The sequence below is a fragment of the Actinacidiphila sp. bgisy160 genome, from assembly GCF_057707815.1.
Window position 1 is genome coordinate 18,218 of sequence record NZ_JBYIQW010000076.1, and the last position, 11,830, is coordinate 30,047.

An 11,830-nucleotide genomic window follows, 5' to 3' on the forward strand; every position below is an offset into this window, starting at 1 on the left:
CATGAACCAGATCGTGGGCAGCCATGACATCCTGCTGATCACGCTGGACACCCTCCGCCACGACGTGGCCGAGGAGCTGGCCGCGGCCGGTCGCATCCCCAACCTGGCCCGCCATCTGCCCGGAGGCCGCTGGGAGCGCCGGCACGCGCCCGGCAGCTTCACCTACGCCTCCCACCAGGCCATCTTCGCGGGCTTCCTGCCCACGCCCACCACGCCCGGTCCGCACCCCCGGCTGTTCGCCGCGCGGTTCGCCGGCAGCGAGAGCACCGCGGAGGGCACCTTCGTGTACGACACCCCCGACCTGGTGTCGGGCCTGGCCGCGGCCGGCTACCGCACGGTGTGCATCGGCGGCGTCGGCTTCTTCAACAAGCAGGCGCCGCTGGGCTCGGTGCTGCCGGGGCTCTTTCAGGAGAGCCACTGGGAACCGGAGTTCGGCGTGCCCTCCCCCACCTCCTTCGAGGCGCAGGTGGCCCGCGCCGAGGAGGTCGTCGCCGCCCTGCCGCCGGAGCGGCGGCTGTTCCTCTTCGTGAACGTGTCGGCGCTGCACCAGCCCAACTGGTTCCACCTGCCGGGCGCCACCCGGGAGGCGGGCGACTCACGCGCCACCCATGCCGCCGCCCTGGAGTACGTCGACCGCCACATCGGCAGGCTCTTCGCCGCCGCCTCCAGCCGACGTCCGTGTCTGGCCGTCGTCTGCTCAGACCACGGCACGGCGTACGGCGAGGACGGCCACACCGGCCACCGGATCGGCCACGAGGTCGTGTGGACGGTGCCCTACGCCCACTTCCTCCTCGACGGGACCGCCCGATGACGCTCAGCGACCTGCCCCTCTCCCCGGCGCCCCCGGAGACGGCAGCCGTGCGCCCGTACCGGCACTACGTGTACGCGTACCCGCACAAGACGGCCTACCGCGCGCTGCCCCGCGAGCGCGCCCGACTGCGCGACCTGTGGGCGGACGAGCCCAAGGACGCGCTGTCCCTCTACTTCCACATCCCGTTCTGCGAGGTCCGCTGCGGCTTCTGCAACCTCTTCACCAGGATCGGGGCGCCCGACGGCCTGGCCACCGCCTACCTGGACGCGCTGGAACGCCAGGCCGCGGCGGTGCGGGAGGCGCTGGGCGCAGGCGCGCGGTTCGCCAACGCCGCCTTCGGCGGCGGCACTCCCACGTACCTGACGGCGGCCGAGCTGGAGCGGCTCTGCGACCTGGCCGAACTCGGCCTGGGGGCCGACCTGCGGGCGATACCGCTCTCCGTCGAGGCCTCACCGGCCACCGCGACCGCCGACCGGCTGTCGGTGCTGGCGGAACGCGGCACGACCCGGCTGAGCCTCGGCGTGCAGAGCTTCGTCGAGGCCGAGGCGCGCGCCGCCGTCCGCCCCCAGCGCCGGGACGACGTCGAGGCGGCGCTGGGCAGGATCCGGGAGGCGGGCGTCCCCGTCCTCAACATCGACCTGATCTACGGCATCGACGGCCAGAACGAGCGCTCCTGGACCCGGTCCCTCGACGCGGCGCTCGCCTGGCGGCCCGAGGAGCTGTACCTGTACCCCCTGTACGTCCGTCCGCTCACCGGCCTCGGCCGGCACGCCGCCGGCACCGCCCGGGAGGAGGCGGCGTGGGACGAGCAGCGGCTGCGGCTGTACCGCCACGGACGCGACCATCTGCTGGCGCACGGCTACGAGCAGGTGTCGATGCGCATGTTCCGCCGTGCGGACGCGCCCACCACGGGAGGCGGGGACTACGCCTGCCAGACCGACGGCATGGTGGGTCTCGGCTGCGGCGCCCGCTCGTACACCTCCACGCTGCACTACTCCTTCGACTACGCCGTCGACATGCACCGCATCCGCGGCATCATCGACACATACACCACGCGCACGACGCGGGAGTTCGCTCACGCCGACTTCGGCTGGGCGATGGACGACGAGGAGGCCCGCCGCCGTCATCTGCTGCAGTCCCTGCTGCAGGCCGACGGCCTGCCCGTCGCGGAGTACCGGGCCCGGTTCGGCACCGCGCCCGGGGAGGACTTCGCCGAGGAGCTGGAGCGCTTCGCGGACCGGGGCTGGCTGGACGCGGACGCGGGGCCGGACGTGCTGCGGCTGTCGCCGGAGGGCCTGGCCCACTCCGACGCGGCCGGCCCCGAGCTGTTCTCCGCCGCCGTACGCAGGCGCATGGCCGCCTACGAACCCAAGTGAATGCATCTGCCATGGACCTGACGATCCTCTACCGCGGCCCGCTGGCCTCGTGCGACTACGACTGCCCGTACTGCCCCTTCGCCAAGCGCCGTGACAGCCGCGCCGAGCTGACCGCCGACCGCGCGGCGCTGGAGCGCTTCGCCGGCTGGGCGGCCGGGCGGACGGACGACCGGCTCTCCCTGCTGTTCACGCCGTGGGGCGAGGGCCTGGTGCGCTCCTGGTACAGGCGCACGCTGGCGGAGCTGAGCCGGCTTCCGCACGTCCGCAGGGTGGCGATCCAGACCAATCTGAGTTGCCGCACCGAGTGGCTGGACGAGGCCGACCGGGACACGCTGGCCCTGTGGTGCACCTTCCACCCCGGCCAGACGCCCTACGAGCGTTTCCTGGCCAAGTGCCGCGACCTCGCGGACCGCGGCGTCCGGCACAGCGTGGGCGTCGTCGGCCTGCCGGAGCACCTGGAGCAGGCCCGCCGGCTGCGGGCCGACCTCCCGGACCACGTCTACCTGTGGGTCAACGCCGCCGAGGGCCACACGTACACCGACGCCGAGGCGGCCCGGTGGACGGCGCTGGACCCGCTCTTCCCGTACAGCCGGCATCCGCACCGCAGCGCGGGCCTGCCGTGCCGCACGGGCGAGTCGGTCATATCGGTGGACGGCGAGGGCACGGTGCGCCGCTGCCACTTCGTCCGCGAGGAGCTGGGCAACCTGTACGACGGCTCCTACCGCGCGGCGCTGCGCCCGCGCGCGTGCCCGATGGACGTCTGCGACTGCCACATCGGCTACGTCCATCTGGAGACGCTGCCGTTGTACGACGTGTTCGCCGGCGGGGTCCTGGAGCGGATACCCGCCGCGCCGCCGCCCGGGCGGACACCGCTCCCGTTCCTGACGCCGACGACCTCGTAGTCGGACGGCACGGCGCGCCCCGCTCGGCCGCGTCAGCCCTTGCGGCCGACGCCTCCCCAGAAGGCGATGCGGACGTGCTCGTCCTCCTGCGGGAGCCCGGGGTCCGGGCGCCACCGCGGCACCTGCACCAGGCCGGGCTCGACCAGGGAGAAGCCGTCGAAGAAGGGCTCGATCCCCGGCTTGCTGCGCAGGGTGAGGGTGGAGGTGGCGTTCTTGTAGGCCTCTGCGGCGTCGGCGTCGACGTCCTGGTGGAAGTCGGTCGTGCCGTGGCTGAGGATCAGGAAGCTGCCGGCCGCGAGGTTCTTGGTGAGGGTGCGCACGATCCCGGCCGGGTCCTCGTCGTCGCGGACGAAGTGCAGGAGCGCGACGAGCATCAGGGCCACGGGCTCGTCGAAGTCGATCAGCTCCCGGAGGGTCGCGTGCTCCAGGATGCTCTCGGGCTCGCGGACGTCGCCGAGGAAGAAGCCGGCGTTGCCGGCGTTGGTGAGCCGCGCGCCGGCGTGGGCGGCGACGATGGGGTCGTTGTCGACGTAGGCGACCCGGGCCTCGGGGGCGACGGAGCGGGCGACCTCGTGGGTGTTGGGCGAGGTGGGGATGCCGGTGCCGATGTCGACGAACTGCCGGATGCCCTGCCCCGCCGCGTAGCGCACCGCGCGCTGCATGAAGTCGCGGTTGGCGCGGGCACTGGGGCGCGCGTCGGGGGTCATGCGGATCACCATCTCGGCCGCCTCGCGGTCGGCCTCGTAGTTGTCCTTGCCGCCGAGGTAGTAGTCGTACATCCGGGCCGGGTGCGGCCGGCTGGTGTCGATCTCCTCCGCGGGGAAGCCCTTGTCGGTCAACGCCCTGCTCCGTTCGGATTCCGGTGGCCCTTGGGGGTCCAGGTCGGTGCGGTCTGCGGTCTTCCGGTCCGTCCCGCCGCCCGTGTCGGCGGGAAGCCGGCCTGAGCGGCCTCGGCGCCCGGGACGGATGACATCATCTCGTTGCCGGTGTGCATCGGGCAGGGCCACTCCATGGTCAGGTCTCCTTGTGGATGCCACTGAGTATCCGCTCGGTGCTCCGGGCCGGTGCGGCTTGTGCGCACATCCGGTCCAGGGCCTCCAGGAAGGTCGAGACGTCGTCCCGGTCGTCGAAGTAGACGGCCCCGACCAGGCTTTCGGAGTAGACCACGTCCGGGAGGTCGTGCGTCTGGAACCGGAAGATGTGGAACGGGCCGTACATGGCGGGGTGCGCTCCGGCCGTGAACGGCATGACCTGCAGTCGTACGTTGGGCAGGGCGCAGGAGTCGATCAGCTTGGCGATCTGGGCGCGCATGACCGCCGGACGTCCGATGGGTCTTCGCAGGACGGTCTCGTCGATGACGATCCAGACGAGCGGCGCGTCCTCCCGGGTGAGCAGCGCCTGGCGTTCCATGCGCAGCGCGACCCCGCGTTCGATCTCCTCGTCGCCGGTGCGCGGGTTCCCCGCCCGCAGCACTTCGCGCGCGTAGTCCTCGGTCTGCAGCAGTCCGGGGACGTAGTGCGGCTCGTAGGCGCGGATGACGCCGGCCTCGCCCTCCAGGCTCACGAAGGCGCTGAACCAGTCGGGCAGGACGTCGCGGTAGCGGTGCCACCAGCCCGGCTGGTTGGCCTCCCGGGCCAGCGCCAGGAACCCCTCGACCTCCGCCGGGTCGGTGACCCCGTAGGTGCGCAGGAGCTTCTCGACGTAGGGGATCTTCAGGCCGACCGCGGCCTTCTCCATGCGGCGGATGGTGGCATGGGTGACGTCGAGCGCCCGGCCGGCGTCCTCGAAGGAGAGTCCGGCCTTCACCCGCAGGTCGTGGAGCCGTTTGCCGAGCACCACCCGCAGGACGGTGGGAGCACCGGCTGACCGCGCGTCCGTCACGACCACTTCCCCAACTCCCCTCTGCCGCAAGCAGTGTGTCATGCCGTCAACGAAAACCGACAGTGCGCACCGGCCGTTCTGTAAATTACAGATCGCATCTTGCCAACAGTTCTAACGGGGCCGCATAGTTAGCGACGTGGCCCCCTCACCAGACGCTCTGCGGTTAGAGCGCCGTGGCGACCTCGACGCCCGTCGCTGCCAGGACCTCTTCCGTTTGCCCGCCCACGGGTCCTCGGTCGCCGACGCACGCCACCGCGTGCGGGCACGGCTGCGGGAGTGGGAGGCGGACGAGGGACTCCGCGACGACGCCGAGATGATCGTTTCCGAGCTCTTCACCAACGCCGTCATGCACACCGGCAGTGAGTTCATCACCTGCGGGCTGCGCTACGACGGCACCCGGCTGCGCCTCGAGGTCAGCGACCAGGGGCGCGCGCCGACTGCGCCCCGGCCGCGGGCGGCGGGCGTCGACGAGGAGGGCGGACGCGGCCTGCTGCTGGTGGGCGCCTTGTCGCAGGCATGGGGCGTCCGGCCCACCGACGACGGTGGCGGCCGTGCCGTGTGGGCCGAACTCGTCTCCGGGACCTCGCCCTTCTGACATCGCCCGAGCGGTAGGCCCTGGGCCCGCCGGCTACAGCGGCAGCAGGTCCGGGCGCTTGGGCTCCACGTGGTCGCCGGAGGACTCCCCGCGCAGCCGCCGGCCGATCCAGGGCACGAGGTACTCCCGCGCCCACTGGATGTTGTCCCTGCGGATGTCGGCGGGCGCGCGGAACGGCTCCGGCGGCCACGCCTGGTCGGGGTCGGCGGGCACGTCGAGGCCCAGCACCTGCGCGGCGCGCAGCGCGACCCTGGTGTGCCCCTCGGGCGAGAGGTGGAGGCGGTCGGCGTCCCAGGCCCGGCGGTCCTGGACCGAACGCAGCGACCACAGGTCCAGCACCGGGGAGTCGTACCGGTCGGCGATGGCGCGCACATGCGCCGTGTACGTGGCGATCTTCCCGCGCAGATGGCGGAGCACGGGCACGCCGCGGGTGTCGAAGCCCGTGCACAGCACGACGGTGCCGACCGTCGCGGTGAGGCGGGCGACCGCCGCCTCGTAGCGCTCCGCGACGTCGTCCGGGTCGCTGCCGGGGCGCAGGATGTCGTTGCCGCCCGCGCAGAAGGTCACGAGGTCGGGCGCGAGCTCGACGGCGCGCGGCACCTGCTCCTCGACGATCTGGTCGAGGAGGCGACCGCGCACCGCGAGATTCGCGTACCGGAAGTCGTGTTCGGGGCGGCGGTCGGAGAGCAGGACCGCCAGCCGGTCGGCCCAGCCGATGAACGTCCCGTCGGGACCGGGATCGCCTACACCTTCCGTGAAGCTGTCCCCCACGGCTGTGTACGACCCGATGGCGTCACTGTTGTTTCTCTTCGAATCGTCTGGCACGTCAGCACATACTTCACCTCCTCAAGTGACCTACGCCACCGTAACCAGGGGTTGACTGGGGGTGATCTATCCCACCCGGCCGGATCCACCGGAAACGGAATAGGACGGCGTCCCGGCCGCGCCGCGACAGCCCGCGCGGGGGATCGCATACCGCCCGGTACGGACGCCGCCCGGGTGTCGTAAGGTCGGGCATGGTCCGGCCGCCGGTGACCCGCACCGCCCGGCCCCTGAGCGAAGGAGTGCCGGTGACCGAGCAGACGCCGCAGACCGCCCCGTCGGAGCCCGAGCTGACCGGGGTGCGCAACTTCCGCGACGTGGGCGGCCTCCCGACGACCGACGGCCGCCGGGTGCGGTACGGACGGCTCTTCCGCAGCGGCCACCTGGCGCACGCCACCGCCGAGGACGCCGCCTTCCTCTCCGCCCTCGGGCTGCACACGGTCTTCGACTTCCGCAACGCCTCCGACATGAGGCTGGAGGGCCCGGACGTCGAGCTGCCCGGCGTGCGCAACGTCAACATGCCGCTGAGCGACCCGGCGCAGGGCGCCGAGTTCTGGACGACCGTCCGCGACGGCGACATCGCGGCGCTGCGCGAGATCCTCGGCGGGGGCCGCGCCGCCGCGCGCATGGTGGAGGCGTACCGCCGCATCGTCCTGGACCGCACGGCCGAGCACGCCCGCATGCTGGACCTGCTCGCCGGGGAGGAGTCGGTGCCGGCACTGCTGCACTGCGCGGCGGGCAAGGACCGGGCCGGGACGTCGATCGCCGTCATCCTGCTCGCGCTCGGGGTCGAGCGCGACGCGATCGTCGAGGACTATCTCAAGAGCAACGAGGCACACCGCCGCTACCGCATCAAGCGCGGCGACGACACGGACCCGGCGACCACCCCCGAGGTGATGGAGCTGCTCGGCCCGCTCTTCGACGCGCGCAAGGAGTACCTGGAGACCGCCTTCGACACCATCGAGGAGCACTGGGGCTCGGTGGACCGCTACCTGGAGGAGGGGCTCGACCTCACTCCCGGGCGCCGTGAGCGGCTGCGCGCCCTCTTCCTCGACGGCGCGCGGCCGGCCTGACCCGGGCCGCCGGGGCGCTCTACTTGGCCCCGGCCAGATGGAAGATCAGGAAGAAGAACGCGGCGATGACGTGGACCCCCACCAGGTAGATGAAGGTGCGCACCTTGAAGCCCATGGGGGCCTTGTCTCGGGAGTCGCCGGACACGGTCAGTCCTCTCGTCATGCGCCGTGGGGGCGCGGGGAACGGCCGTCGCCCAGGCACAGCTCTACGACGGAACTCCGCAGCAGCGTGTGGACGAACAGCAGATCGACACCGTTCGGCGAAGTCGCCGCGATGCGGTGCGGGGTGAGCGAGTCGAAGTGGGCGCTGTCGCCGGGCACCAGCCGGTGCACGGCCTCCCCGAGGGTGAGCCGCAGCTCGCCCTCGAGGACGTACAGCCATTCCTCACCGGGGTGGACGCGGACCAGCCCCTCCTGGGGGCCGGGAGGCACGTGCAGCCGCAGCGCCTGCATGGCCCGCCCGGGGTTCCCGGCCGGCCAGTACGTCCAGCCGCCGGCCTCCGCGGGCGGCACAAAACCGCCGCGGACGACCGGATCGCGCTCCGCGGAGGTCTCGCCGAGCAGGTCGGACACCGTGGTGCCGTAGGTGCGGGCGAGCGCCAGCAGCATGGGAAGCGAGGGCTGCCGCTGCCCGGTCTCCAGCCTGGACAGGTGCGCGGGCGAGAGCCCGGCGCGGGCGGCTGCCGCCTCCAGCGTCAGCCCGCCCCTGCGGCGCAGCGCGCGCAGCTGGGGGGCGACGTCCGGCAGGGGCGCCTCGTCCGAGGATGGTGAGGTCATGCCTCAGGTATAGATGCGATTCGCCCCCGAGGCAAAAAGATTGCCTGGGGGGCAAGAACCGCGGGCGAGAATCGTAGCCCGGCCGACGGCCTGGGTCAGCGGCCCGCGACCGCCTGCTTCACCAGTGTCCGGCCGAACTCCCACATCAGGCCACCGGAGCCGTGTGCGTCGTCCATCACGGCGGTGAAGGCGTTCACGAAGCGGTCCACCTCGGGCTCCCCGATGACCAGCGGCGGGATCAGCTTGATGACCTCCAGGTGGTCCCCCGAGACCTGGGTGAGGATACGGTGCCGCTGCAGCAGCGGCACGACCACCATCTGCGCGAACAGGCCCTTGCGCGCCGCCTGCAGCATCGTCCAGCGACTGCGCAGCCCCAGCGACTTCGGCCGGCCGAACTCGATGCCGATCATCAGGCCCCGGCCGCGGACCTCGTGCAGCAACTCGTAGCGGTCGACGAGGACGGCTAGGCGGTCGCGGAGCAGGTCGCCGGTGGCCCGCGCGTTGGCGACGACCTTCTCGTCCTCCATCACCGTGAGGGTGGCCAGCCCCGCGGCCATGGCCTGGGCGTTGGAGCCGAAGCTCGCGGAGTGCACCAGCACCCGGTCCATGGACGAGTAGACCTTCTTGAAGATCCAGTCCTTGCCGAGGGTGGCCCCCACCGGCACGTACCCGCCGGACAGGGCCTTAGCCACGCAGACCAGGTCCGGCTCGACGCCCCCCTCGTGCTGATAGGCGAAGAAGTCGCCGGTGCGGCCGATGCCGGTCTGCACCTCGTCGGCGACGAGCAGTGCCTTGTGCCGGTGCAGCAGCTCCTGCGCCGCCCGCAGGTAACCGGGCGGTGCGGCGTGCACACCCTTGCCCTGGATCGGCTCGACGATCAGGGCGGCCACGTCGCCCTTGGCCAGCTCCCGCTCCAGGGCCGCCAGGTCGCCCAGGGGTACGGCGGTGTCGGGGAGCAGCGGGTCGAAGCCCTCGCGGAAACCGCTCTCGCCGTTGACGGACAGCGAACCGGTGGTCAGCCCGTGGAACGCGTGGTCGCAGTAGAGCACGCGGGGCCTGCCGGTGGCGTAGCGGGCGAACTTCAGGGCCGTCTCGACCGCCTCGGTGCCGCTGTTGCCGAAGAACACCCGGTCCAGGCCGGGCGCGTACGACAGCAGCCTCTCGGCGAGCAGCCCGGGCAGCGGCTGGCAGTCGAAGCGGGTGAGGTCCGCCAGCCCGGCGTCCAGAACGTCGTGCAGCGCCTTGCGGACCACCGGGTGGTGGCGGCCCAGGCCCATCACCCCGAAGCCGGCGAGCATGTCGAGGTGGTCCCGGCCCTCGTCGTCCCAGAAGTACGCGCCCTCGGCCCGCTCGTAGACCTTGTCGAAGCCGATGGTGTGCAGCATCCGCGGCAACTGGTGGTTGAGATACCTGGCGTGCAGGTCGTAGCGCTCGGCGCCGCGCTCGGCCAGCAGCGTCGCCAGGTCGAACCCCTTGGGTTCAGGATCGGGCGGTGTCATCGCTCACGTGCCTCTCGTTCGGGTGCTCGTTCACCGCGAGACGGATCAGGGTGGCCCCGATCCGGCCGGCGATCTCGGCAGGTGTGAGCCCGATGTCGGCCAGCACCTCGCCGCGCTTGGCGTGCGCCAGGAACTGCTGCGGGATGCCGAAGTCGCGGACCGGCACATCGGTCTCCGCGTCCCGCAGTGCCTGCGCGACGGCCGAACCGACGCCTCCGGTACGGCCGTTGTCCTCGATCACGGCAACCATGCGGTGCCGGGCGGCGAGCGCGGGCAGCTCCGCGTCGAGCGGCTTGACCCAGCGGGGGTCGACGACCGTGACGCCGACACCGCGTTCGCGCAGCAGGGCGGCCGCGGCCAGGGAGACCGAGCCGAGGGCGCCGACGGACACCATCAGCACGTCCGGCCGGTCGCCGCGGTGCAGGACGTCCATGCCGCCCACCCGGTCGATGGCCGGCAGGGCCTCGCCGACGGTCTCCTTGGGGAAGCGGATGACGGTGGGCGCGTCGTCGACGTCGATCGCCTCGCGGAGCTGGGCGCGCAGCTGGTCGGCGTCGCGCGGGGCGGCGATCCGCAGGCCCGGGACGACCTGGAGGATCGACATGTCCCACATGCCGTTGTGCGAGGCGCCGTCGTCGCCGGTGACACCCGCCCGGTCCAGGACGAAGGTGACGCCGCACTTGTGCAGCGCGACGTCCATCAGCACCTGGTCGAAGGCGCGGTTGAGGAAGGTCGCGTAGACGGCGACCACCGGGTGCAGGCCGCCGGTCGCCAGGCCCGCCGCGGACACGGCGGCGTGCTGCTCGGCGATGCCGACGTCGTAGACACGGCGCGGGAAGGCCTTGGCGAACTTCTCCAGGCCGACCGGCTGCAGCATGGCCGCGGTGATCGCCACGACGTCCGGGCGCTCGGCGCCGATGCGGACCATCTCGTTGCCGAAGACCGAGGTCCACTTCGGGCCGCTCGACGGGGTGAGCGGTTCGCAGGTGAGCGGGTCCATGGCGCCCACCGCGTGGAAGCGGTCCGCCTCGTCGCGCTCGGCGAAGGCGTAGCCGCGGCCCTTCTCGGTGAGGCAGTGGACGAGGACGGGGCCGTGGAAGCGCCGCGCCCGGCGCAGCGCGGACTCGACCGCGGCGACGTCGTGGCCGTCGATCGGGCCGAGGTACTTCAGGCCCAGGTCCTCGAACATGCCCTGCGGCGCGAAGGCGTCCTTGAAGCCCTTCTTGGCGCCGTGCAGGGACTCGTACAGCGGCTTGCCGACGACAGGGGTCTGCTGGAGCACCTGCTTGCCCCAGGCCAGGAAGCGCTCGTAGCCGTCGGTGGTGCGCAGGGTGGCCAGGTGGTTGGCGAGGCCGCCGATGGTGGGCGCGTAGGAGCGCTCGTTGTCGTTGACGACGATGATCAGTGGGCGGTCCTTGGCGGCGGCGATGTTGTTCAGCGCCTCCCAGGCCATGCCGCCGGTGAGCGCACCGTCGCCGATGACGGCCACGACGTGGTCCTGCCGGCCGAGCACCTGGTTGGCCTTGGCCAGGCCGTCGGCCCAGCCGAGCACCGTGGAGGCGTGGCTGTTCTCGATGACGTCGTGCTCGGACTCGGCGCGCGAGGGGTAGCCGGACAGGCCGCCCTTGCCGCGCAGCTTGGAGAAGTCCTGACGGCCGGTCAGGATCTTGTGGACGTAGGACTGGTGACCCGTGTCCCACAGGATGCGGTCGGCCGGCGAGTCGAAGACCCGGTGCAGGGCGACCGTCAGCTCGACCACGCCCAGATTGGGTCCCAGGTGCCCCCCGGTCCTGGCCACCGCCTGGACCAGGAATGCACGGATCTCCACGGCGAGTTCGCCCAGCCGCTCCGGCGGCAGGGCCTTCAGGTCGCGCGGACCACGGATGTTCTCGAGCAGCGACACTTTCCCACCTCGCTCCCCTACCGGGGATTGTTTCGCTTTAGCTCACACTGATCTGGGGCTCTCCTGACGGCACTTTGTCGGCCTTCATCCGCTCGGCGAGCTTCATGGCCTCCTCGATGAGGGTCTCCACGATCTTCGACTCCGGCACGGTCTTGATGACCTCGCCCTTGACGAAGATCTGCCCCTTGCCA

Annotated in this window: 12 protein-coding genes and 1 pseudogene; 5 read left to right on the top strand and 8 right to left on the bottom strand. The window is 72.0% G+C overall.

What is annotated here, in order from left to right; genetic code table 11:
* Nucleotide 1 precedes the first annotated feature (1 nt).
* The 3 genes from AC3EUJ_RS34320 to AC3EUJ_RS34330 are packed head-to-tail and all read left to right on the top strand — an operon-like array spanning nucleotide 2 to nucleotide 3,089.
* Complete coding sequence (locus AC3EUJ_RS34320) at nucleotides 2-811, top strand: STM4013/SEN3800 family hydrolase (RefSeq protein WP_431968471.1); 810 nt, start codon at nucleotides 2-4, stop codon at nucleotides 809-811.
* Entirely contained in the window at nucleotides 808-2,187 is a 1,380-nt protein-coding gene (locus AC3EUJ_RS34325) for an STM4012 family radical SAM protein (RefSeq protein ID WP_431968449.1), read from the top strand. The genes AC3EUJ_RS34320 and AC3EUJ_RS34325 overlap by 4 nt, the downstream gene beginning before the upstream one ends.
* 11 nt (nucleotides 2,188-2,198) lie before the next feature.
* A complete protein-coding gene (locus tag AC3EUJ_RS34330) occupies nucleotides 2,199-3,089 on the top strand; it encodes an STM4011 family radical SAM protein (protein WP_431968451.1) in 891 nt (296 codons plus the stop codon).
* 32 nt (nucleotides 3,090-3,121) lie between these two features.
* On the opposite strand, the gene AC3EUJ_RS34335 is transcribed toward AC3EUJ_RS34330, so the two are convergent.
* Together AC3EUJ_RS34335 and AC3EUJ_RS34340 are read right to left on the bottom strand one after the other, a co-directional pair.
* Nucleotides 3,122-3,928, bottom strand: a complete 807-nt coding sequence (locus AC3EUJ_RS34335; protein WP_431968453.1) for an SAM-dependent methyltransferase — start codon at nucleotides 3,926-3,928, stop codon at nucleotides 3,122-3,124.
* Nucleotides 3,929-4,103: 175 nt separating this feature from the next.
* Nucleotides 4,104-4,970 carry a helix-turn-helix domain-containing protein gene (locus tag AC3EUJ_RS34340; protein ID WP_431968455.1) on the bottom strand — a complete coding sequence of 289 codons (867 nt, stop codon included), beginning with the start codon at nucleotides 4,968-4,970 and terminating at the stop codon, nucleotides 4,104-4,106.
* A 136-nt stretch (nucleotides 4,971-5,106) separates the two neighbouring features.
* Here AC3EUJ_RS34340 and AC3EUJ_RS34345 point away from each other — a divergent pair, with 136 nt between their 5' ends.
* Nucleotides 5,107-5,565 carry an ATP-binding protein gene (locus tag AC3EUJ_RS34345; RefSeq protein ID WP_431968457.1) on the top strand — a complete coding sequence of 153 codons (459 nt, stop codon included), beginning with the start codon at nucleotides 5,107-5,109 and terminating at the stop codon, nucleotides 5,563-5,565.
* Nucleotides 5,566-5,598: 33 nt separating this feature from the next.
* Here AC3EUJ_RS34345 and AC3EUJ_RS34350 read toward each other — a convergent pair whose 3' ends face one another.
* Nucleotides 5,599-6,390 (bottom strand): SGNH/GDSL hydrolase family protein, encoded by a 792-nt coding sequence (locus AC3EUJ_RS34350; protein ID WP_431968459.1) that lies wholly within the window; start codon nucleotides 6,388-6,390, stop codon nucleotides 5,599-5,601.
* Nucleotides 6,391-6,635: 245 nt separating this feature from the next.
* Between AC3EUJ_RS34350 and AC3EUJ_RS34355 the strand changes: the two genes are divergently transcribed.
* A complete protein-coding gene (locus AC3EUJ_RS34355; protein ID WP_431968461.1) occupies nucleotides 6,636-7,460 on the top strand; it encodes a tyrosine-protein phosphatase in 825 nt (274 codons plus the stop codon).
* A gap of 19 nt (nucleotides 7,461-7,479) precedes the next feature.
* Here the strand turns inward: AC3EUJ_RS34355 and AC3EUJ_RS34360 are convergent, their stop codons facing one another.
* From AC3EUJ_RS34360 to AC3EUJ_RS34380, 5 genes and pseudogenes are all read right to left on the bottom strand, one after another.
* Entirely contained in the window at nucleotides 7,480-7,623 is a 144-nt protein-coding gene (locus AC3EUJ_RS34360; RefSeq protein ID WP_488180993.1) for a DUF6126 family protein, read from the bottom strand.
* Nucleotides 7,620-8,237 (bottom strand): helix-turn-helix domain-containing protein, encoded by a 618-nt coding sequence (locus tag AC3EUJ_RS34365; RefSeq protein WP_431968465.1) that lies wholly within the window; start codon nucleotides 8,235-8,237, stop codon nucleotides 7,620-7,622. The genes AC3EUJ_RS34360 and AC3EUJ_RS34365 overlap by 4 nt, the downstream gene beginning before the upstream one ends.
* Nucleotides 8,238-8,332: 95 nt before the next feature.
* Nucleotides 8,333-9,736, bottom strand: coding sequence for an aspartate aminotransferase family protein (locus AC3EUJ_RS34370; RefSeq protein ID WP_431968467.1), 1,404 nt, complete (start codon nucleotides 9,734-9,736; stop codon nucleotides 8,333-8,335).
* A complete protein-coding gene (gene dxs, locus AC3EUJ_RS34375; protein ID WP_431968469.1) occupies nucleotides 9,717-11,639 on the bottom strand; it encodes a 1-deoxy-D-xylulose-5-phosphate synthase in 1,923 nt (640 codons plus the stop codon). Before dxs ends, AC3EUJ_RS34370 begins: the two co-directional genes overlap by 20 nt.
* A 37-nt stretch (nucleotides 11,640-11,676) precedes the next feature.
* Nucleotides 11,677-11,830 (bottom strand): annotated as a pseudogene (locus tag AC3EUJ_RS34380) (flavodoxin-dependent (E)-4-hydroxy-3-methylbut-2-enyl-diphosphate synthase); the annotation flags it as partial.